Below are 21,127 nucleotides of genomic sequence, written 5' to 3'. Positions count from 1 at the left end.
GGCCCATTTCCCTAATTAGTCCCCAAGCCATGGTGGTCCTCTCGGTTAGCACGAATGCAATCTGTCTCAATAATTAGATTATCCGTGTTTAAGCAGATTATCCAGAGATGGTGGAAAGTTTCTTAAATGAGTTGCTGCCCGTCCCGATCAACTCCGGAACGGGCAGCAAAATCAGCGTGAAAGTACGCAAAGCCATGCTGCTGATTCACGGCCACTGCAGCCATCCAGGCTAGAACTTCCAGCTGCTGGTTTTGGCCAAGATATTTGATGAGGTCTTGGAATCGATGCGCCGCTGGAATGCGCGTAACTCACATCCCAGGTAAGCAACGTCTTTAGGCGTTACTGCGGCGCATCGATTGCGGACTTCACCGTATAGGCACCAAGCGCTTAGTGGCCAGACGGCGTTCGAGCCGATGATCTTGAACCCCGGAGCCGGTAATCTGGCGGGCTTCGCCGGTGCCAACGTGATGCGCCGGCAACGTGTTTCCTTGCGTGTCGGTAGGCATCCCGTCCTTCAAGAATGAACCAATTAGCGAGCTGAATTGTGTTGAGGCCACAGCATAGGTCTCGGGATCCAACTCGCGCAGCATCGGGGCATCTTCCCACTGCTGTGCATTGGCAAATACAAAGGGAAGCTCAAAGCAGTGCGCGGAGCGTGCCTTGGGCAACTCGGAAACAACTGAGAAACGAACCACGTAGGTCTGCTTGCCTGCTGCTGCCAGCGCATCGGCCAGTTCGGTCGCGTACAACTCGATCTGGTGCAGGGACATCGCGCGAATCATCCGGTCCTTCGAGGTCACCAGCGACTGATCCTCGGCGAAGACCTCCGCGACCATATCCGGATCGGCGAAATGCGCACCGATGAATCCCTGCACAGCGGGTTCCGGGAACGCGTGATCCGGCGCCTGGCCGATAAATGCGGTGGCTTCATCAGCGGTATGGCTCAACAGCACCTGATCTACGTGCAAACGCGAAGCTGCGGCTGCGACGTCGAACAGGTCGGCGGGAACCGCTTGATCTGCGCTCGGATAGAGTCCAAGCCCGCGCCCGGCCCAATGCTTGCCGATGGTGCTGGCAGTGGACAGCAATTGAACTGTTGTGGCGGTTTCCAGCCCCCGTCCACCCAGGTGCTCGGTGACGAGTTCCTGGCGCTGTGCTGCTTCTTGCTCTGACAATGGCGGTTGGAAGGATAGCGAGCCGAGGTAGAGACGCTGAAAGAGGCCACGAGCCTGCTCGAGCTGGGCCAGCGCAAAGGCCCAGAATGCACCGGCAGACTGGCCGGCAAGCGTGACGTTCTCAGCGTTTCCGCCCAGCGCGCCAACGTTGCGCTGTACCCAGCGAAGAGCCAAAAGCAGCTCCTCGGGTACGGTATTTCCCCCGCCAACACTGCCTCGGTGTGCGAGCAACCCGACTCGGTAATTCACCACAACGACTACCGCCCGCTGGGCGTCGGCGAAGTTCTGCGCGTCATGCCAACGCACGGTACCGGCGCCCGAGACAAAGCCCCCACCGGGCAGGAACACCATCACCGGAAGGTCACGAGCACCAGCTGGTGCGAACACCGCCAGCTGGAATGCGTCCTCAGACTGTTCAAGTTCCTGCAAAGCAGGACCGAGCAGCCAATCCAAAGAGCCGGGGCTCTGCGGGAAGATCGCTGGACTGGACTGAACTAAGCCCTCCACCGCCTGCAGTGGTGCAAAGCGTGCGCCTGTAGTGGTGGCATAGGAATAGATGGACATGCCTAGTGGACCTCGTTGTACTGGGAAAGATCCACCGACCGGGTAACGTTCCAATATTCAACGATTGGGTACGGCCAGATCTGTGAGACACGGCCAAACTTGTTCTTGTACCAAGTTTTAACATCTGGGTGGCCCCAAGCTTTAAGCCGGTTCGCCGCATCTAAATCGGTGACGAACTTGTCCAAGACCTCCTGCTTCAGGTCCAAGGCCTTCAGATCCTTTTCCAAGAGAATGTGTATGGCATCCAGAATGTAGGTCAAGCCGTACTCAATCATGGAGAACAATGAACCATTGACTACATGGCCGGTGTTTGGGCCGGAAACAATAAATAGGTTAGGGAAGCCTGGAACGGTCACACCGGCATAAGCGGTGGCGTTGCCCGCCCAGTACTCGTGCAGGTCAACACCGTTAGCGCCGGTGACGCGCAGCGGTTCCAGGAATTCGGAGGCCTGGAAGCCGGTGGCGTAAATGATGACGTCGAGCTCGTGCAAAGTTCCGTCGCCATCAATGATGCCGGCTTCGGTCATCTCGACCATGCCTTCGGTAACCAGAGTCGTCTGTGGTTTCTTCAGGCTTGCGGACCAGACGCCGTTATCGCGCAGCATGCGCTTTCCGCCGACAATGTAATCGGGGGTGACTTTTGGCAGCAGGTCCGGGCGGTCTGCGTACTGCACCTTGAGCATCTCGGTTAGTTCTTGGCGCACTCGTTCATTGATTTCCGAAACGGAACCTTCTTTGGTCCAGTTCGGGTCCGCGGCGGTGGAGTGCTGGCGGCCCTCGACGCCGAGCCAGTGCTGCCAGAGGCGAAGCCACTGGCCAAACTGTGGAAGATGCTCCACGAGGTAGGTGACGGACTCGGGCATGTCCTCGTAGTAGAACGGGGTAGGCAGCATCCACGGCGAGGAGCGCTGGAATACTTTCAGCTCGGCAACCTGATCCACAATTGCCGGAACGATTTGGTAGGCGCTGGCACCGGAACCGATGACCGCGACCTTTTTGCCGGTTAGATCGATCGCTGGATCCCATTCGGCTGAGTGCACCTGGATGCCGGCGAACTTCTCACGGCCGGGGGTCTCCGGGAACTTTGGGCGATCGAGCTGGCCAACAGCCGAAAGAATTGCATTAAAGCGGCGTTCCTCAACCTTGCCGCCGTCTACGACCATCGACAAGATCCACTCGCCGGTGGCTTCATCCCATTGCGCCGAGAGGACTTCAGTGCCCATCTGAATGTTTTCGGTGATACCGCCGCGCTGGGCAACATCTCGGGTGTACTTGTGGATTTCTGCGCCTTCGGAGAACTGCTGCGGCCAGTCATCGCGCTGTGCAAAGGAGAAGGAGTATGCATAGTTAGGAGTATCAAGGCGCACGCCAGGGTAGGTGTTTTTCCACCAAGTACCGCCGACCTCGTTGCCTTTTTCGAAAACCGTGTAGTCCAAACCGGCTTGCTTGAGGCGGTACGCGGCGGCCATTCCTGCGACCCCTGAGCCGATGACGGCAACTGTGAAGTTACGCTGCGCGTCGACTTGGTCCTTGGTAAAGCGCGGTGCCCCGCTGTGCTGTGGAACGAGCGACATGTCGTGCATGAGCATCGGGTGGTACTCGCGGGTAGCCCCGTTAGTGAGCCAATCCAGGATCTGCGTGGCCTGCTCGTCGGAGAGCGCCTGGACGCCGGTGATCTTTTCGTCCCGAACACGCCGTAACGCATCAAAGGCCAGATCGCGTGCGGCAGTCCGCTGTGCCTCATTCATCCCGCCGTGCGGCTGACCAACCGTATCAACGGGAGGCTGCGGTGGGCGCAGCTCATCTCGCAGCATCGAGTAATCACCGGTAGCTGCAGCCAACGCGATCATCAATGGAGGCAGATCCGTGGAATCTACCACCTGACGCAGCTTAGCGTCATCATCGGTAATTGCGGTGTAGCTATCGCGGGCATATAGATCATCGAGCTTGTGTGCGGCACGTGCTTCGATCAAGGATTCACTCATTTTTACTCCTAGAGGCATCGATTTCGTGGGAATTTTCGGATTCCCACAAACTCTCTTTGTAACCAGTGTCACTCGTTGGTTATGCATAAGTCAACTAAAAATGTATTCTGTGAGTCGTTTGGTATGATTTATGTCATGGCTAAGCGGACAGACTCGGAAACGATGTCAAAGCACATTAGAGACACCTTGCGCACCGATATTTTGGACGGGCGCTGGGAGCCCGGCGCTCGCCTGCAGCTGACGCAACTATCTGAACACTACGACACCTCAAGTACGGTGATTCGTGAGGCGTTGACTCGATTGGTCGGCGACAGGCTCGTGACTTTGCGCCCGAATCGCGGTTTTTTCGTTCCAGAACTTTCCCTTGCCGAATTAGGTGACATCGTTGAAATGCGCTGCGCCAACGAGCAGCTCGCGGTAACACTAGGTTTTGAGCGAGCGCCTCTGGAATGGGAGAGCGAGCTCATTGCTGCGCACCATACTTTGAACCGGACACCGCGTCGCTCGCCAGAAGACCCGGACAACCACACCCCCGCGTGGAACCACGCTCACCAGGAGTTCCACAACAAATTAGTTGAGGCATGTGGCGTGCCTATGCTGACAGAATTGACGCAGACTCTATCGGACCTGATCCAGCTCTACGGGCGTTGGGCGGGGCCGGCAACTCGAGACGTCAAGCGCGATATTGAGCAGGAGCACGCGGATATCCTGGCCGCCGCGCTGGACCGTGACGCGAGGCTTACCGGCGCACTGCTGCGAAAGCACTACGAAATTACCTTAAACGCTGTGCGTAATGGTGGTGAAGCTGGACTGGCCTGTACAGGCCATGCGGTCCTAGCCAGCTAAAGAGGCATCCACCAAGGGCGTGACGTGCTAAATGCGCGTCACGCCCTTGGCGTACTCCGGCGTCACATTGCTGGCGCAAGACTCGTTAGTTGATGTTGGCGTATCGACACAGCGGCGGGATAAAGTGCACGCCCGTTTGCGGCGCGGTTCAACGTCTCGGCTGTCATGGACCGAGTGGCCTGCTGCGGTACTAACGACCCATCCATCTTAAAAAGGAGTCCAGCAGGGGAAGCGAACATTTCGCGCCTGCTGGACTCTCAAGTGCTAACGCAGCTGTTCCTGTGGTGCACTAGTGCGCTGCTCACGGAACCGCTCTGGCCAGATGCCTTGTTTGCCGGGCGCGAGAATGCCTGCAGGATCCAGTGCATCCTTGATCTTCTCTTGCAGTCGACGTGCCGCGTGATCATTGAAGTCGAAACCGTCAGAGATGCGGTCCATATAATCCACATGGCTGCGGTATGGTGCATAACCTCGTTCCCGAGCAAAGTCCAGTAGTTCCGTATACAGTGCGCGAGCTCGGGCAAGCATCTCTTCATTGCCACGTTCAAAGAAAATCATCGTCACGTGAACCATGTGCCGGGGATACAAGTGGTAACCGATGTACAGGTCAAATCCGTACTTTGAGTAGAGCCTCTTTGCTTCTTGATAGAACTCATAGACGGCTTCGCCGCGGGCCGGAATGATTGGTGCGGCATCGATATGGCCACCGTTTTCAGCTGCCCATCCCACGGTGGACAGCGGCTTCAGCGTTGGCACGCCGGCCATTTGAGTTTTATCCAAGGGGGCGATGTCATCATGCTGCAGGGCAAGGCCTTCGGCGCCCGAGTAGAAGCGCGCCTTGACCGTAGCGCCAGGAATCTGCGAGATACGCTCTTCAACGATTTCCAAGCGGCGTTCGCACAGTGCGCGGTCACCGTAGAACGCAAATTTTCCATTCCACTGCCCGATGCCGAACTCCTGGCGCATCTCTTCCAAGCGCCAGTCTGGAATGGAACCTTCGCCATCCCAGAATTGAGCTCGATTGCCGCGCATCGTGGCCGCACGGACCACGTTGCCGCACAATGCGTTATTCTGAATGATCTCTTCGCGGCGCAAGGTGGTGAGGATGTCTATCAGTTGCGGCAGATCTTCTTCGTTCTGCACTGCGATGTCGCCGTTGACATATGTGTTTGGGGCTGGCTGTAGCCACAGGCCAACTTGGGTGACCACGCCAAGATTCGATTGGGTGAATAAACCGTCCAAGGTGGGGCCGAATCCTCCTTGGAAGATCGGTCCAAGTTCAGTGCCGTCCATTGCACCCATGCCGGTACGCACTAAGTCACCGTCCGGCAAGACTACTTCCATGCCACATAGCGACTTCACATGGTCACCGTAGGGGGTCATGCCATAACCGCGGTCCAACATGTTTCCCAGTACCGAACCCCAGCCTAGGGCAGGTACAGACATCCAAACGTTGAGTTTGTGCTCCTTGATATATTCGAAAAGATCAAAGAAGGTCACGCCGGGTTCCACCACGGCGTAGCACAACCGGTCATCTACCTTAATGATCCGATTCATCCGGCTCAGGTCTAACGCAACCATGCCGCCATCTCGTGGTTCAGGTCCGCCGTAGCCCAGATTTTTGCCACAGGAGAAGGTCCACAGTGGGACTTCGTGTTCGGTAGCCAGCGCGACAATTGCCTGAACTTCTTCGGTATTTGCTGGGCGTACACCTGGCCAGGGGGTACGGCCCGGATTTAGCGGGTAGGGGTCAAGGTATCCTTCGGAGTCTCCGAGCGGTACGACATTTTCCTCGCCTACGATGGCGGCGGCTTCGCGCAGGAAGTCTTCACGACGATCCATGATTCACCCTTTTCTGGCCGCCATATCAAAGGTGGCCTGATCTTCTTAATCGAAAATATTGCTTTATATCATTGGTGTCATCAATAGGATTGATGACATGAGTCTAGCCTCGCACCCACAACTGACCTTGCGTCAGCTCTGGCACTTTGTCGTCGCCGCCGAGGCGGGGACGATGGCCGAAGCCGCACGTCGCCTGCACCTAGCGCCTTCGGCAATCTCCATGTCGATTGCCGAACTTGAACGCATTGTCGGAGCTGAGCTGGCGATCAAGCGCCGGGCCAAGGGGCTGACGCTTACGGCTACCGGCCGCACCGTGCTGCGCCAGGCCAGGGAAATGTTGGAACTAGCCCATGATGTCGAAACGATGGGGCATGGAACCCGCGCCACCCTGACCGGACCGCTGACGGTGGGCTGTTTCATGCCTTTGGGGCCAACCATCATTCCGCCGATGCTTAACGCCTTCGCCTTGCAGTGTCCGAAGGTAGAGGTGGATTTCATGGAAGGATTCCACCAAGACATGCAAGCTGCCTTGCTTGATGGTTCCATCGATGTCGCCTTCCTCTACGGTGCAGATATTTCCCCGGCCCTACGGTCGGCCACCGTGGCGATGGCCCCGGCGTATGTGCTGCTGCCGGCCGATCATGCGTTGGCCGCCGAAGCATCGGTTTCCCTAGAGCAAATTGCCACCGAACCGCTCGTGCTCTACGAATCTGATCCAATTACCCAGCGGATCCTCGGGCTCTACCAAGGATCCGGGATTTCGCCGCAGATTCGGCATCGCTCGCGATCCTATGCGACAGTGCGTTCCTTGGTCGGCACCGGCCGTGGGGTAGCGGTGCTGTTCCAGCAGCCTGCTCTCGAAGCGCCTTACGGTGAACTTCAGGTGGTGCTGAAACCTTTGACCTTGCCCGATAACCAAACGGCGGCTGTGCCGGTTTCGGTGGCCTGGCCACGCAGTTCCCGGCTGAACTCCCGCGCCCAAGCGTGGGTGGAAGTTGCCGCCGAACTCTTTGACCAGGCCGCCGGGAACTAGACGCGTTCGCGAATCGAGGCCGGGCGTGAGAGTCCAAAGTTGTCACGCAAGGTGGTGCCCTCGTACTCGGTGCGGAAGTAGCCGCGTTCTTGCAGTTCTGGAACGAGCTTGTCGCAGATGAGCTTAAAGCCGCCCGGGTTGAACGGAGCATTGAGGTTAAAGCCGTCGCACGCCTTGGAGTCGAACCAGTCGATCATCCGGTCTGCCACGGCGCTTGCGGTTCCGGCCATCCACTGGTGTCCGGTGGAGCGGGCAAGATCTACGATGAGTTCGCGCAGGGTCATGCCCTGATCTACGGATTTGCGGCGGTAGATCTGGTAGCGCGAACCCAGTGCCGGATCATCGGAGAACCAGGAAGCCGGGATCTTGTCGTTGAAGTCCAGTTCGGACAGGTCCATCTTCAGGTCCGCGCCGACCTGCACTCGGCCATTGTCCAAATGCAGGTGGTTGGCCAAGTGCTCGGCCAGCTCATCGGCCTCTGCCTGAGTATCGCCCAGAATCGGCAGGATGCCCGGAATGACCTTGATATCTTGTGGGTTACGACCCTTAGCCGCTGCCATGGCCTTGAACTTTGCGTAGAACTCGACCGAAGGTTCCTTGAGCGGCTGTGCGGTATAGATGCCGTCGGCCACCGAAGAGCCAAGTTCCATACCCGGACCGGAAGAACCGGCCTGAACTAGGACCGGACGGCCCTGCGGGCTGCGTGGCATGTTAATGGGCCCTTGGACCTGGAAGAACTCGCCGGTGTGGTTGATCGGGTGGATCTTCTCAGTGTCTACGTACCAGCCGGACTCCTTGTCATTGATGACCGCGTCATCTTCCCAGGAATCCCAAAGCTGTTGGACCACGTCGACAAACTCGGTAGCGCGGCGGTAACGGGTTGCTGGATCTGGAGCGGTTTTGATGCCGTAGTTCTGGAAGCCATCGGAGCTGGTCACGATGTTCCAGCCGGCGCGTCCACCGGACATGTGGTCCAGGCCTGCCATCTGCCGGGCTAGGTTATATGGCTCGGAGAATGAGGTGGAGACCGTGCCGATCAAGCCGATGTTCTTGGTACGTGCGGCCAGTGCGGAGAGCACTGTCATTGGCTCATAGAAGCCGTTCATCTTGATGTCGCCGCGCATGACCGTGTTCGCGTGCACGATATCGCCGAAGAAGATTGCGTCAAGCTTGGCGTCTTCTGCCATCTTGGTGAGGTCATAGACGAACTCGAGGTTGGCCAGTTCGTCGGAACGTGAACCGTCCATACGCCAGGAATCCTTATGGTAACCAGCAGGAAGCATGAAGGTGGTGAGCACCATGTGCTTCGGATTTTTGGGAGTCATTATGGCTGTTCCTTTCCAAATGGGAATCCGTGATGCGAATGTCGCGGATGTAACCCAGGGCACTTGCTTCTATCGTGCCAAGCGAATGATAAGTCGTAAATAGAGAAGTTTTAGCTGTATACCATCAATAAATTTGATGATTGGGTCTAAAAGTTTGCCGCGGGCCACAAGGCGCCGCGGCAAACCGTTAGTGCCTGTGGTGTTAGGCGTTGATGCTGTTTTTGTTTGTCGGGGTTATCGACTGCTTGTGCTCCAAGGCTGCACCCTCGGGGCTCATGCGGATCGCGATAAATCCAATGACAAGAATTGCGACCCAGAAGACGCCGACCGACATGACACCGAAGCTCATCGCTAGTGCGGTGGCAATCATTGGAGTGAATCCCGCACCGAGTGTTGAAGAGCTTTGGTAAGCCAGCGATGCTCCGGTGTACCGGACATCGGCTGGGAATAGCTCGGAGATGTAGGCGCCAATTGGACCGGCGAGAATTCCCTGAATCACTCCGTTGCCAACCAGGACTGCGACCATAAAGCCCCACCCGGTTCCGTTGCTCATCAGTGCGACGGCTGGGAAAGCCCAGACCATACCGGCTACTGCGCCGACGGTGAGAATTGTTTTGCGACCGTAGCGGTCAGAAAGCCTTGCGGCCAGTAGGCAGACGACAATCGTGATCATCGCGGCGTAGCCCTTGGAGTTTAATACGAAGGACCGATCGACCCCTAGGCCGACAGCTTGGGCGACGCCCCACGAGGTCAAGATCCCTTGGCAGGTGTAAAAGCCTAGCGAGGCGACCAAGGTCATAACGACGGTTTTGGAGTGGTGTTTGAGCACCAGTGAAATCGGGGTCTTGCGTTCCTTTTGTGCTGAGACCGCCTTGGCGTCCATCTCCTGGAAGACCGGGGACTCTGCGACTTTAAGTCGAATCACCATCCCGATGACGATCAGAACTGCTGAGAACAGGAACGGAATGCGCCAACCCCAGGTAAGGAAGTTGTCCCCGGTGCTGAAGGAAACAAATGAAATCAGGAAGGTCGCCAGTAGGCCACCGGCTGGCGCGCCAGCGTTGGCGAAGGATGCCGCAAAGCCACGCTTGTTCGCAGGCGCATGCTCTAGCGCCATAAGTGTCGCGCCGCCCCATTCGCCACCTACTGAGATGCCCTGAACTACGCGCAGTAGCACCAGGATGATCGGCGCAGCGATACCGATGCTCGCGGTGGTTGGCAATAACCCGATTGCGATGGTGGCAAAACCCATCATCATCATGGACAGCACCAGCATCTTCTTGCGGCCCACCCGATCTCCGAAGTGACCGAAGATTATTCCGCCCAGCGGCCGGGCGACGTAGCCCACCGCGAGTGTTCCAAAGGACGCGAATAGCGCTAGGCCGGGGGTGAGGTTCCCGAAGAAAACCTTGTCAAAAATAATCGAGGCGGCGGTGGCGTAAAGGATGAAGTCGTAGTACTCAATAACGCTGCCTAGGAAGCTGGAGCCGAGGATTCGGCGCAGATCCTTTGTATTAAGGGAATCATTCTTGGAGGCTGCTGGAGGACTTTCGGGTCCGGTGTTCGCTCGTGGTGCAGGCACGGTTGAACTCCTTCCTAATGGAGGTTTGTGATTCACCCCATAATGGCGTACATCACGCAACCTTGTCCAGTTTTTACCGATTGTGTGTCAAAGAATATTTTTTCGGCGAATCCTAAATTGTTGAAATATCGCGGATTTCGAGTGTTTTCTGTGAAAAGTTTGATCAAGGGATTGATTTGCGTCACACTCTTTATATAAACTTAGACACAGAATATATTTTGAGCCCCGCTTGAGGGACGATCCGTTAGGAGTAATCACATGAGTGCACGCACTGGTGAGCAGTACAGGGCAGGTCTGAAGGATTCCCGTGAAGTTTGGCTAGGTAACGAGCAGATCGATATTACCGAGCACCCCGCGTTCCAAGGCTCGATCAACGGCATGGCCGCTTACTTTGACTACCAGCACAAGTACGCAGCCGACTGCCTGATGCGCGATGCCGAAACCGGTGAAGAGCACAACGTCTCATTGCTGCGTCCACATAACGCGGAAGACATTGCCCGCCGCCACCGCGCATTTGATCGCCTGGCCCGCTACTCCAACGGCATGCTTGGCCGCACCCCGGACTACGTCAACGTAGTACTTGCCGGCCACGCCTCCCGCCCGGACATCTTCGCCAAATCCGGTGACCCTGTGTACTACGAGCGTCTGCAGAACTACTGGCGTCTAGTGCAAGAGCAGGACCTGGCCTTGACGCACACCATCGTTCACGCGGCCATCGACAAGTCAGTTGGTGAACTTCAGGGAATTAACGAAGAGTTGACCCTGCGCGTCGTTGAGCGCACCGATGAAGGCCTGATTGTCCGCGGTGCCAAGATGCTCGCGACGCTGGGCCCCATTGCCGACGAACTCTACGTCTACCCAGCGGTGCCCATCCAGAAGGGCTACGAAGAATACGCACTATCCTTCGCTATTCCGGTGGCCACCAAGGGTGTAGTCTCGGTCTGCCGTGACCACTATGGTGTGGACCAGCCCATCGTGGACAAGCCATTCTCCTCCCGCTTCGACGAGCAGGATGCGGTGATCATCTTTGATGATGTGCTCATTCCTTGGGACCGCGTGTTCATCGATGGACAGCTCGACGTCTACAACTCCCTGAACGCGGGAACTGCCACTGGCAACACCCAGCAGCAGACCGCCATTCGCGCCTCGGTCAAGCTCGAATTCGCCTATGACCTCTGCGTGCAGATGGCCAAGGTAACTGCCACAGATACCAAGCCGGAAACCGCATCGATGCTCGGAGAAATTTACTCCTACCTGCGCATCGCCCGTGCGGTAATCCACTCAGCTGAGGTCAACGCCTCGGAATGGGGTGGCGGTGCGTACTTCTGCCACGATGACATCTCCAGCCTGCGCACCATGATGCCTTTGTGGATGGCTCGGGTCAACGACATTATCAAGTCCATGGGCTCGCACAACCTGCTGGCTACACCAACGGCCGCGGCTTTCGAAGAAACCCGTCTGGGCCCGCTGCTGAAGAAGTACCTGCCAGGTGCCAACGGCATTATGCCGGAGGAGCGCGCAAAGATCTTCCGCACCGCATGGGACTTCGCCGGCTCCGCCTTGGGCAGCCGCAACGAACTCTACGAGCGCTTCTACCTAGGCTCCATTGGACGTGCCCGCGCCTTGGATCATAAGAAGGCCCAGATGAAGGGTGAGACCGGAGCCTATGAGGCAATGTTTGCTGAAGTTGGCATCTTTCCCACCGCAGCAGCCGATGACAGTCTCGACCTCGACGCCGCCGCAGCGCGCGCCTAAGGAGTTGACATGCAAACCCGGACGCCGGACCTGCTCGACACGCTAATTGAGCACGCGTTGGAAACTCAATTCACGGACCTGCCTGCGCCGACCGTGCAACGAGTGTCCCAACGCCTGCTCGACAGTGTCGGCGCAGGATTGGCTGGACATCAAGCCGACGGCGCGGCAAAGCTGCGCAAGGTAGTCGCCGCCTGGGGAGAAGGTACACAAGCGCAGGTGCTTGGAACCGCGCAACGGCTCCCTGCATCCTCGGCGGCCTTCCTCAATGCAACGCTGATCCGCTCCTTCGACTTTGAGCCGGTCGAGGCCGATGGGCCGGGCGGAAGAACCGTCGCGGCGCACATTTCCGGCACCACGGTCCCGGTGGCTCTCGCTTTAGGGCAGTCCACCGGAGCCAGTGGCGCCGAGGTCATCACCGCGCTGGCCGTAGGCGATGACCTCACCGCACGCCTCGCGGTAGCTGGTGGTTTCGACGTGTATTCCGGCCAGGACAACACCGGAACGGTTAATGTGATCGGCGCAAGCCTGATTGCTTCGCGGTTGCTGGGGTTGGACCACGAGACTACCCGTCATGCGGTAGGCATCGCGGTGAACCAGGCGGCCGGATCCGTGGCGGCGATCTTTGACGGGGAAAATAGCTTCAAGCTCCCCATGGCCTTCGCCGCCAGGGCCGGAATCAACGCAGCTCAGCTTGCTGGCGCCGGCATGCGTGGAGCACAAGATCCGTTGACCGGGAAGCATGGATACTTCGAGGTATTCACCACGGATCCTGATCCGTTGCTCGCGCTCCAGGGTTTAGGTGAAAGTTTCCACGGGGACTGCACCATCAAACCATTTGCTTCATGCCGCGCGGCCCAGCCTTCGCTGCAGGCCTGCGCCGAACTGGTTACCAAGCATTCGGTGCGTGCCGAGGACGTTGAATGCCTGAGCGTGCATGTCACCGAGCGAACCCTGAATGGATTTGTCGGCGCCCGGTTCAAGGACGGGGAAACGCGCACCACAGCCGCGTTGTTCTCCATCCACCTCACCGCTGCGGTGGCCTTGTTGCACGGCACGGTGCGTCCCGAGCATCTGACAGCCAAGGCGCTCGCTGATCCGCGGCTGACTAACCTGCTGGGACGTATCGAGCTAGCTGGCACGCTTCCAAACAACCAGCGTTTGACGGCTGAAGTCACCGCGCGTTTGAAAGACGGAAGCATCAAGCACGTGCGGGTTGAGCATCCGGATGGCAATATCTTGCGCACCGCACTGAGCCAAGAAGCCATAGATGAAAAGTTCGCGCAGAATCTTGCGTTTGGCACACCGCAACTTATTGAACGCAGCAATGCGTTGCGTGAACAGTTAAATAACCTCGGGGCGGCCGCAAACCTCGAAAAACTTTTTGAAACTCTTGATCCCAGCAAAAATTTCACCTTGATTCCTCAGGAGCAGTACTCATGAATACCGCATCAAAAATTGAGAACGTACAGCCCGTAGATCAGAACGTCTTCCGCAACGTCGTGGGGCATTTCGCCTCCGGCGTCACCGTGATCACCACGGCGGTCGACGGACAGCTCTACGGCACCACGGCATCTGCCGTTTCGTCGCTGTCCATGGATCCGCCGATGATGCTTGCCTGCCTGAACCGCTCCAGCAGCACTCACGACCGCGTGGTTGAAGCAGGAGTCTTCGGGATCAATATCCTCGCTGAAGATCAGGGGGCATTGGCCTTCCACTTTGGACGTAAAGGTGAAGATAAGTTTGCCACCGTTGCGCACACCTTATCTCCCGAGGGAGTGCCGCTGATCGATGGGGCACTGGCCACTATCGTATGCAAGGTCGCCGAAACTCCTACCGGCGGAACTCACACCGTGTTCCTCGGTTTAGTTACCCATTCCGAGGCGCACGACCGAGAACCGCTTGCCTACTACCGTGGAACCATGGGGCGATTGGAACCGACTAAGGAACTTGCCGCCTACCAGGCAACCCGCACCTGGGTATTGCTACGCACCAGCCCGCTGGGTGAAGACCTGGACCTTGATGCCATTGCTGCCGCTTCCCGTACGGACGTAGACCATGTCGCCATTGCCTTGGTGAAGTTGGAAAGCGAGCACCTGGTCTTCCGTACCGAGGGCGGTAAGTACCAGCCCAAGCCTATTACCGCAGAGCTCACCGACTCCGCCTACGATTCACGGGCAACTATTGAATCTGGCGTGATTGCCGTGCACCTTTCCAAGCTCACCGATGAGACCGTTGCGCAGCTGCGTGAGATAACCGAGAAACTAGGTACCCTGCGCCAGGATTCGGCTGCAGATCTTGACGCTTTCCTCGCGCTCAATGTTGCTTACCATGATGCGTTGGTCGGAGTTGCAGGATCTTCGCAGCTGATCGACTCGTACCGCCGTCTGGGTATCGGCACCGTGTGGCGTCAGGCGTTCACCGGTGAAGAGTGGGCCCGCCAGCTGGATCACAGCTATGTGGTCCAGCTGACCGAAGCTTTAGCCGCCCGGGACGTTGCAGCCGCGCTAGCTGCACTGGCCGAACACACCAAGTTTGGCAAGTCGCTAGCGCGTGACGTGGTCTCGCGTCACGGAGGCCAGGTCTAAGGCCTAGCTAAAGCCAACTCAGGCCGATCCGTTTTCCCAGCGAGTGGGGAAGCTGGTCGGCCTGAGCTGTTGGTAGCATTCGGCACTCATCCTGTGGGTGCACTTAGCGCGCGCAGAGTTCGCCCTCTGAGCTGAAGCCAATCGAAAGATTGCTGACTAGATTTAAAGTCATGATGAAGAAAAAGTACCTTTCAATGCTCGCCGTGATGGTTCCAAGCGCGTTACTGCTTTCCGGTTGCAATGTTGCCGATTTAGCGCAGGACAAGTATGAGCAGTCCGCGTCCAAAAGCGCCAAAACTTCTGAGGAAGGTGTGGCCTCCGGATTGCTTCCGAAATGGGTTCCCGCTGGCGGTACGGATGTGAAGTTGGAACAGCGCAGTACCGGAGACGAGCGCATCTTCACCATGGACTACGCGGGAGAATTATCTTCTGAAAGCTGCAAAACACTCAAGCTGGTGGGAGTGCCTAGCGACAAGGAATTGAAGAAGGGTTATGCCGCAGATCCGCGCACCAAGAATCTGACCGCGGACAATTTTGTCACCTTCCGCACCCTCGAAGCTGACTGGTGGCCGCAGGATGCTGAGCAGCGCACCACCACGCTGTGCGGACGTTGGTGGGTGCACCAGGATGCCGGCAAGCTGTACGCCTTTGCGCCGGATAACTCCAGCGTTGCGAATGCAATTGTTGCCGAGCGGGCCGAAACAGCGAGGCAGGAAAGCCAGTAAATTCCTAGTCGACAGGCGGAAGGGTCATGATTTGGGCATCACCCTCGGTGATCAAGACGGTGTGTTCGGTATGTGCAGTGCGGCATCCCGTGGCGCTGCGTAACGTCCAACCATCTGGATCCGTGACGAGCTTCGCGGTATCGGTCATCACCCATGGTTCTAAGGCAAGCATCAGTCCGGGAACTAGCTTGTAGCCACGGTTTGGGCGTCCGGTGTTGGAGATATGCGGATCTTGATGCATGGTGGAGCCGATGCCGTGTCCGCCAAATTCGGTATTAATTGGATAGCCTGCATCGCGTAGGACTGCGCCGATGGCGTAGGAGATATCGCCAACTTTATTTCCTGGCCTAGCCGCTTCGATCCCGGCTGCCAAGGCGCGTTTGGTGGCGTCGATCAGTTTTTCACTTTCCTGATCTTTGGATACTCCAACGACAAAGCTGATCGCGGCGTCTGCGGAGATCCCGTCCTTGGTAATCGCAAGGTCAAGGGTCAGCAGGTCGCCGTCTGCCAGCACATAATCGTGGGGCAATCCGTGCAATACGGCATCATTGACCGCCGTGCAGATGTAATGGCCAAATGGACCACGTCCAAAGGAAGGTGCGTAATCCACGTAGCAGGATACCGCGCCGGCACCGAGGATCATTTCCTTGGCCCAGGCATCAATTTCCAGCAAATTGGTGCCTACCGCGGCACGCTCGCGCAGCGTCTGCAGAATCTTTCCCACCAGTGCGCCGGTAACCTGGGCGCGTTCGGCGTCTTTGGAATTTAGAATTTCAATCATGAGCAACCCTTCGATAAACCAATAATAATACCGTTCATACTATACCGGTACTATAATTGATTTTATGGTCAGATTACCCCTCACTCTCATGGAGCTCCAGCGCGGCGAGCGACTCGGTGCCCTGTTGCGAACTGCACGTGCCGAACGCACCATGGTTGACGTAGCCTTTGATGCGGGAATCTCTCCGGAGACGCTACGCAAGATCGAATCCGGACGCATCGCCACTCCGGCGTTCGCCACCATTGCGACTATCGCGGGCGTCCTGAACATCTCCCTGGACGAGCTTTGGATGACGTTGACCGTCGATACCGCCGGTCTCAAAGCTGAACGTCGCAGGGAGCCTGCGCAGGTACGGCTGGCCGGCTAGAAGCGAATCACGCTGCGGGCGATGGCACCGGTTTCCTGCTTTTCGTATGCTTCATTAATCTGCTCCAGAGGGATTTCCTGGGCAATGAGGTCATCCAAGTTCAGGCGTCCCTGCAAGTAAAGATCTGCATAGTAGGGAATGTCCTTGCGAACGTTTGAGGAGCCCATGTAGATTCCATGCAGGCTGCGCTGATGGACCAAAAGATCCAGCATGACATTAAGTTCCAATGGCTTGCCCTGCGGCAGTCCGATGAAATGCACATGGCCGCCGGTACGCGTCACCTCAATAGCCTGGCGCTGGGTGGCTCCGAGCCCGATGGCTTCAAAGGAATGGTGCACGCCTGCGCTGGTGATCTCCTTGACAGCTGCGACAACATCCTGCTCGGCGCCGTTGATGACGTGGGTGGCGCCAAATTTTTTAGCCAATTCCAGCTTGTCCGGCTGTAGGTCAATCCCGATAATGGTCTTCGCTCCGGCCAATCGCGCACCCTGAATGACGTTCAACCCAATGCCGCCCAGGCCAACCACCGCAATGGTTTCTCCTGGGGCGACCTTCGCTGCATTGAGCACCGTGCCTACTCCAGTGGTGGTGGCGCACCCGAGTACCGCCGCTTGTGCAAACGGGATCTCTTTGGGGACTTCGACAAGCTTGTTCTGATGCAAGACCGTGTACTCCGCGAATCCCGCAACGCCGAAGCCCTCGACGCGTTGCCCCTCACGGGAAAGCCGAGCCGGGTCTTCGGCGCCGCGCAAGGCGGTTTGCGGGGAGATGCACCGGTAGCTTGCACCATTGACGCACTCTGCGCACGTCCCGCAGAAGCTGATCTCGGTGGCGATGACATGGTCGCCGATTTGGAAGTCGGTGGCATCTGGGCCGAGTCCGACTACGATCCCGGCCATTTCATGCCCGACCACCATGGGCAGCGGACGTCCGCGGTCGACATTGGCCACTATGTGGTCTGAATGGCATAGTCCTGCCGCTTCGACTTTGACCAAAACCTCTTTGCCGCGAGGCTGGTCTACTTCAATTTCTTGGATGTCGAAACCTGCACCGATGGTGTTGACGACTGCTGCGCGCATGAAAACCTCATTATTGGATTTACGTACCGAAAATGCATTATTTCTACTAGTATATTTTCAAGCGTGCTATTCGTCACGTCTTTTCGTGAAAAACTTTTTGGAGGAACTTCTATGCAGGCTGCAGTGATCACAGAAGTCAAAGGTGCCTTCGACGTATTGGACATTATGGTGGACAATCCGGCGGCACATGAAGTGCTTATCGATGTCAAAGCCAGTGGTTTATGCCATTCAGATCTTCACGTAGCCAGCAACGACCTTGGCTTTCCACTGCCTGCGGTGCTTGGGCATGAAGTGGCAGGCCTGGTTGTGGGCGTCGGGTCGGCTGTCACTGCACTGGAAGTCGGTGACCGAGTGGTGACCTCACCGGTGCATAGCTGCGGGGTGTGCACCGGATGCCGCAGTGGACGCCCTTACCAATGCCGGGTTCCTTCGCAGACTTCCCGCCCTGCAGGTGCCACCCCACGACTTTCCTACGAAGGCCAGGCGCTGACCCAGTTCATTGGTGTGGGAGGGTTTGCCGAGCAAGTATTGGTACATGAAAATACCGTAGTGAAAGTCCCGAACAGCATTCCTTTCGACCGCGCGGCGCTGCTTGGATGTGGCGTAGTCACCGGCGCCGGAGCGGCGGTCAACACCGCTCGCATTCGTCCGGGAGACACCGTGGCGGTCATTGGTGCCGGTGGAGTGGGCCTCAACGTGATCCAGGGTGCCAAGCTTGCGGGAGCGACGAGCATCATCGCCATCGACTTGCAGCCAGCGAAGCTGGAATTGGCTTCGCTTTTCGGCGCCACCGATGTTATCAATGGCGCAGACACCGATGCGGTAGCGGCGGTACAAAAACTGACCGGCGGCGGCGTAACCCATGCTTTCGAAGTCATCGGATTAAAACCCACCACGGAGCAAGCCGTGGCAATGCTGGAAATTGGCGGTACGGCCTACCTGATCGGGGTCCACAAGCCGGGCTCCACCATCGATGTCACCCCGTTCGGCGACCTGATGGGCAAGCAAAAGGGGATCCGTGGCGTCGCCATGGGCTCAAGCAATATCCAGCTAGATATCCCGATGTACGCCGAGTTGTATCTGCAGGGACGCTTCAAATTAGATGAGCTGGTCTCGGCGCACATCACGCTGGACCAAATTGAGCAAGGCTATGAGCAGTTGCGTGGCGGTGCCGTCGCACGCAACGTCATCATGTTCTAAAACATTGCTGATGATTGTGGGGGCTTCGCATGCGAAGCCCCCACAATCATCAGCAGAAGAACTATTTGGTGGCGGCAGAATCCCTGCGCGGAGCCTTGTCCCACAGCACCTCTTGGGTGGTTACCGGCTTCTCAATGAGCCCAAAATGCGACATGGCATCCAAACCTGACTGCGATTCAGCAATGTTGATATCAACGCTCGCCGGGACGAAGGCAGTGGGTGCCTTGTCGATGCCGATTTGGTTCACCTCGGCGTTCGTTTTGCGGACAGCTTCGAGGTTCTGCGGATCCTGATAGAAACTCACCGCGTCACGCATCGCATCCACGAACTTCTCGGCGGTCTCTGCGTTGGTCCCGAGCCACTGATCCGTGGCAACCCATAAGGTGCCCGGCTGGTTGCCTTGGAACTCACGAATCGGATTTGCGAGCGACGTGAATCCGGCATCGATCATTTGCTGGTAGAACGTTCCGGACGGAAGTACCGCGTCAACCGTGTGCTGCTCCAAGGCCGCCTGCATGCCGGCGTAAGGTACGCTTACCTCACTGAAATCACCTTCGTTGATCCCTTCGGCCTCCAGCGCCTGGAATAGCGGGATATCGCTTCCGGTCTTAATCCCTACGACACCGACGGTTTTCCCTTTGAGGTCATTCAAGGAGCTAATTTCAGAGTCTTTGGCAACCATGACCCCTGAATTATCAATCTCTGCATCGACCAGGCCATTGCCGGCAACAGCCTTGATCGGGACACCCTGGGCAGCCGAAGTTGCGACGTTGGTCCAAGCGCCCGTGGCGATATCGACTTCTCCGGAGATGGCTTGGGCAATCTGCGATGCAGGGTCTGCTCCAGTGACGATTTCTACGTCCAGCCCTTGATCCTCAAAAAATCCTTCGGACTGGGCAAGATAGGCGGTTTCAAACTGAATATTCGCCACCGAGACGCGTAACTTGATTGGCCCATCTGCCGCAGCGGATTGTTCCGATGAACCGCATGCGGTCAACCCCATGAGGGCTAGTGCGGAAACGAGTGCAAGCGTAGTTCCCCGGCGGAATCGAGGCGGGTAATTCTTAAATGACATGTTGCTCCTGGTAAATGAAACTCATGGCCAGATAGTTTGTACGTTATTTCTTTGCTTCGCGGCCCGAGCCAGATAACTCGGATGCAGCATGATTGATTAACTGAAGCTGGTGATCACACTGCGCGCTACAGCGCCACCATTTTTCATGGTGGCGAACCCTTCATTAATCTGCTCAATGTGCAGCTCCCGAGCCACCAATTCATCAAGCTGAAGACGCCCCGCCAGATAGTGTTCTACATAGCGGGGGATGTCCTGCTGCGGGTTCGATGAGCCCATATAGATTCCATGCAGTGTGCGTTGCGGTTGGATGATGTCGGCCATGGCATCCAAGGCGAGTTCCGCGCCTGGTTTATGCAGGCCGACCAGGTAGGTGTCGCCGGCCACCCGCGTCATGCGAATCGCCTGCAGGCTAGTTGGTGCCAATCCAATCATTTCAAAAGCATGATCCACCCCGCCTCCGGTGAGCTCTAGGACTGCCCGCACGGCATCTTCGGTGCCGCCGTTGATGGTGTGGGTGGCTCCAAAACTACGCGCAAGATCCAGCTTTTCATCCGCCAGATCCACCGCGATGATGATCGTGGCGCCGGCGATCCGGGCAGCATTAATCGCGTTCAGGCCAATGCCTCCGGCACCGATTACCGCCACCGAATCTCCGGCACGCACCTTTGCGGTATTAAATACCGCGCCGGCCCCGGTCAACGTGGAACATGCCATGACCGCAGCTTGGGGGAAAGGGAAGTTCGTCGGGATCTTCACTACCTGATGCGCATGCACCAGTGCATAATTGGCAAAACCACCGGTGCCGAACATTTGGGTTACCGGCGCTGACGCGCTGGTAATCCGAGGATTGCCGTCTGCTGGCCGCAGGGTGTGTTCACGTCGTTCGCAGCGGTAGACCTCACCCGAAAGGCATGCCGTGCAGTTGCCGCAATACTGGATCAAGGTGGCCACCACATGGTCGCCAACTTCTAATCCGGATGCCTGCTCACCGAGCTGCGTGATAATTCCGGAGATCTCGTGTCCCATTAACAATGGTGTGGGGATCCCAAGATCGATACTGGAAAGATGCGCATCTGACTGGCACAAGCCCACCGCACGTACCTCGATCAGAACTTCGGATCCTTGCGGATCATCGATCTGAATTTCTTCGACGCAAAAGGTTCCGTCGAACCCTCGAACCAGTGCTGCACGAGCAATTGTTGGCATCT

The 21,127-nt window shown here is 57.3% G+C and carries 17 protein-coding genes; 8 read left to right on the top strand and 9 right to left on the bottom strand.

The window, feature by feature from the left end; genetic code table 11:
* Positions 1–365: 365 nt before the first annotated feature.
* Together IEX04_RS03490 and IEX04_RS03485 are read right to left on the bottom strand one after the other, a co-directional pair.
* A complete protein-coding gene (locus IEX04_RS03490; protein WP_188683752.1) occupies positions 366–1,739 on the bottom strand; it encodes a carboxylesterase family protein in 1,374 nt (457 codons plus the stop codon).
* A 2-nt stretch (positions 1,740–1,741) separates the two neighbouring features.
* The gene (locus tag IEX04_RS03485; RefSeq protein WP_188683744.1) at positions 1,742–3,724 is read right to left on the bottom strand and encodes a flavin-containing monooxygenase; all 1,983 of its coding nucleotides are present in this window, start codon (positions 3,722–3,724) and stop codon (positions 1,742–1,744) included.
* 135 nt (positions 3,725–3,859) lie between these two features.
* Between IEX04_RS03485 and IEX04_RS03480 the strand changes: the two genes are divergently transcribed.
* The gene (locus IEX04_RS03480; protein WP_194446430.1) at positions 3,860–4,570 is read left to right on the top strand and encodes a GntR family transcriptional regulator; all 711 of its coding nucleotides are present in this window, start codon (positions 3,860–3,862) and stop codon (positions 4,568–4,570) included.
* A 264-nt stretch (positions 4,571–4,834) separates the two neighbouring features.
* On the opposite strand, the gene IEX04_RS03475 is transcribed toward IEX04_RS03480, so the two are convergent.
* The gene (locus tag IEX04_RS03475; protein ID WP_188683740.1) at positions 4,835–6,412 is read right to left on the bottom strand and encodes an FAD-binding oxidoreductase; all 1,578 of its coding nucleotides are present in this window, start codon (positions 6,410–6,412) and stop codon (positions 4,835–4,837) included.
* Positions 6,413–6,509: 97 nt separating this feature from the next.
* On the opposite strand from IEX04_RS03475, the gene IEX04_RS03470 reads away from it, so the two are divergent.
* On the top strand, positions 6,510–7,445 hold the full coding sequence (locus tag IEX04_RS03470) for a LysR family transcriptional regulator (RefSeq protein WP_188683738.1): 936 nt from the start codon (positions 6,510–6,512) through the stop codon (positions 7,443–7,445).
* Here the strand turns inward: IEX04_RS03470 and IEX04_RS03465 are convergent.
* Complete coding sequence (locus IEX04_RS03465; RefSeq protein WP_188683736.1) at positions 7,442–8,770, bottom strand: NtaA/DmoA family FMN-dependent monooxygenase; 1,329 nt, start codon at positions 8,768–8,770, stop codon at positions 7,442–7,444. The two genes, IEX04_RS03470 and IEX04_RS03465, sit on opposite strands and share 4 nt — an antisense overlap.
* Before the next feature lie 202 nt (positions 8,771–8,972).
* Positions 8,973–10,352 carry an MFS transporter gene (locus IEX04_RS03460; protein ID WP_188683734.1) on the bottom strand — a complete coding sequence of 460 codons (1,380 nt, stop codon included), beginning with the start codon at positions 10,350–10,352 and terminating at the stop codon, positions 8,973–8,975.
* A gap of 258 nt (positions 10,353–10,610) precedes the next feature.
* On the opposite strand from IEX04_RS03460, the gene IEX04_RS03455 reads away from it, so the two are divergent.
* The 4 genes from IEX04_RS03455 to IEX04_RS03440 all read left to right on the top strand — a co-directional run bounded on the left by IEX04_RS03455 (position 10,611) and on the right by IEX04_RS03440 (position 15,417).
* Positions 10,611–12,107, top strand: coding sequence for a 4-hydroxyphenylacetate 3-hydroxylase N-terminal domain-containing protein (locus IEX04_RS03455; RefSeq protein WP_188683732.1), 1,497 nt, complete (start codon positions 10,611–10,613; stop codon positions 12,105–12,107).
* 9 nt (positions 12,108–12,116) lie between these two features.
* The gene (locus tag IEX04_RS03450) at positions 12,117–13,547 is read left to right on the top strand and encodes an MmgE/PrpD family protein (protein ID WP_188683730.1); all 1,431 of its coding nucleotides are present in this window, start codon (positions 12,117–12,119) and stop codon (positions 13,545–13,547) included.
* A complete protein-coding gene (locus IEX04_RS03445) occupies positions 13,544–14,692 on the top strand; it encodes a flavin reductase (RefSeq protein WP_188683728.1) in 1,149 nt (382 codons plus the stop codon). The genes IEX04_RS03450 and IEX04_RS03445 overlap by 4 nt, the downstream gene beginning before the upstream one ends.
* A gap of 170 nt (positions 14,693–14,862) precedes the next feature.
* Positions 14,863–15,417 carry a hypothetical protein gene (locus IEX04_RS03440; protein ID WP_188683726.1) on the top strand — a complete coding sequence of 185 codons (555 nt, stop codon included), beginning with the start codon at positions 14,863–14,865 and terminating at the stop codon, positions 15,415–15,417.
* Positions 15,418–15,421: 4 nt separating this feature from the next.
* On the opposite strand, the gene map is transcribed toward IEX04_RS03440, so the two are convergent.
* Entirely contained in the window at positions 15,422–16,198 is a 777-nt protein-coding gene (gene map, locus IEX04_RS03435) for a type I methionyl aminopeptidase (protein WP_188683724.1), read from the bottom strand.
* Between the two features lie 64 nt (positions 16,199–16,262).
* Here map and IEX04_RS03430 point away from each other — a divergent pair, with 64 nt between their 5' ends.
* A complete protein-coding gene (locus IEX04_RS03430; RefSeq protein ID WP_188683722.1) occupies positions 16,263–16,565 on the top strand; it encodes a helix-turn-helix domain-containing protein in 303 nt (100 codons plus the stop codon).
* On the opposite strand, the gene IEX04_RS03425 is transcribed toward IEX04_RS03430, so the two are convergent.
* On the bottom strand, positions 16,562–17,644 hold the full coding sequence (locus tag IEX04_RS03425) for a zinc-binding dehydrogenase (RefSeq protein WP_188683720.1): 1,083 nt from the start codon (positions 17,642–17,644) through the stop codon (positions 16,562–16,564). The genes IEX04_RS03430 and IEX04_RS03425 overlap by 4 nt on opposite strands.
* Before the next feature lie 111 nt (positions 17,645–17,755).
* Between IEX04_RS03425 and IEX04_RS03420 the strand changes: the two genes are divergently transcribed.
* Positions 17,756–18,844: a Zn-dependent alcohol dehydrogenase gene (locus IEX04_RS03420; protein WP_188683718.1), complete on the top strand. Its 1,089-nt coding sequence runs from the start codon at positions 17,756–17,758 to the stop codon at positions 18,842–18,844.
* A gap of 61 nt (positions 18,845–18,905) precedes the next feature.
* Here the strand turns inward: IEX04_RS03420 and IEX04_RS03415 are convergent, their stop codons facing one another.
* Together IEX04_RS03415 and IEX04_RS03410 are read right to left on the bottom strand one after the other, a co-directional pair.
* Positions 18,906–19,919, bottom strand: a complete 1,014-nt coding sequence (locus IEX04_RS03415) for an ABC transporter substrate-binding protein (protein ID WP_188683716.1) — start codon at positions 19,917–19,919, stop codon at positions 18,906–18,908.
* Positions 19,920–20,015: 96 nt separating this feature from the next.
* Positions 20,016–21,125 carry a zinc-binding dehydrogenase gene (locus IEX04_RS03410; protein WP_188683714.1) on the bottom strand — a complete coding sequence of 370 codons (1,110 nt, stop codon included), beginning with the start codon at positions 21,123–21,125 and terminating at the stop codon, positions 20,016–20,018.
* Positions 21,126–21,127: the final 2 nt, after the last annotated feature.

Origin of the sequence: Glutamicibacter ardleyensis (assembly GCF_014644555.1) — a bacterium.
GTDB classification, from domain to species: domain Bacteria; phylum Actinomycetota; class Actinomycetes; order Actinomycetales; family Micrococcaceae; genus Glutamicibacter; species Glutamicibacter bergerei.
The sequence above is the reverse complement of the archived record's forward strand: the minus strand, read 5'-3'. Positions and strand labels throughout refer to the sequence as shown.

What these genes read in the sequence shown, in the direction of transcription:
- IEX04_RS03445 (WP_188683728.1), top strand. Translation starts at nt 13,544, where the DNA reads ATGAATACCGCATCAAAAATTGAGAACGTACAGCCCGTAGATCAGAAC.
- IEX04_RS03490 (WP_188683752.1), bottom strand. Translation starts at nt 1,739, where the DNA reads ATGTCCATCTATTCCTATGCCACCACTACAGGCGCACGCTTTGCACCA.
- IEX04_RS03485 (WP_188683744.1), bottom strand. Translation starts at nt 3,724, where the DNA reads ATGAGTGAATCCTTGATCGAAGCACGTGCCGCACACAAGCTCGATGAT.
- IEX04_RS03480 (WP_194446430.1), top strand. Translation starts at nt 3,860, where the DNA reads ATGGCTAAGCGGACAGACTCGGAAACGATGTCAAAGCACATTAGAGAC.
- IEX04_RS03450 (WP_188683730.1), top strand. Translation starts at nt 12,117, where the DNA reads ATGCAAACCCGGACGCCGGACCTGCTCGACACGCTAATTGAGCACGCG.
- IEX04_RS03425 (WP_188683720.1), bottom strand. Translation starts at nt 17,644, where the DNA reads ATGCGCGCAGCAGTCGTCAACACCATCGGTGCAGGTTTCGACATCCAA.
- IEX04_RS03415 (WP_188683716.1), bottom strand. Translation starts at nt 19,919, where the DNA reads ATGTCATTTAAGAATTACCCGCCTCGATTCCGCCGGGGAACTACGCTT.
- IEX04_RS03440 (WP_188683726.1), top strand. Translation starts at nt 14,863, where the DNA reads ATGATGAAGAAAAAGTACCTTTCAATGCTCGCCGTGATGGTTCCAAGC.
- IEX04_RS03455 (WP_188683732.1), top strand. Translation starts at nt 10,611, where the DNA reads ATGAGTGCACGCACTGGTGAGCAGTACAGGGCAGGTCTGAAGGATTCC.
- IEX04_RS03420 (WP_188683718.1), top strand. Translation starts at nt 17,756, where the DNA reads ATGCAGGCTGCAGTGATCACAGAAGTCAAAGGTGCCTTCGACGTATTG.
- map (WP_188683724.1), bottom strand. Translation starts at nt 16,198, where the DNA reads ATGATTGAAATTCTAAATTCCAAAGACGCCGAACGCGCCCAGGTTACC.
- IEX04_RS03410 (WP_188683714.1), bottom strand. Translation starts at nt 21,125, where the DNA reads ATGCCAACAATTGCTCGTGCAGCACTGGTTCGAGGGTTCGACGGAACC.
- IEX04_RS03470 (WP_188683738.1), top strand. Translation starts at nt 6,510, where the DNA reads ATGAGTCTAGCCTCGCACCCACAACTGACCTTGCGTCAGCTCTGGCAC.
- IEX04_RS03430 (WP_188683722.1), top strand. Translation starts at nt 16,263, where the DNA reads ATGGTCAGATTACCCCTCACTCTCATGGAGCTCCAGCGCGGCGAGCGA.
- IEX04_RS03475 (WP_188683740.1), bottom strand. Translation starts at nt 6,412, where the DNA reads ATGGATCGTCGTGAAGACTTCCTGCGCGAAGCCGCCGCCATCGTAGGC.
- IEX04_RS03465 (WP_188683736.1), bottom strand. Translation starts at nt 8,770, where the DNA reads ATGACTCCCAAAAATCCGAAGCACATGGTGCTCACCACCTTCATGCTT.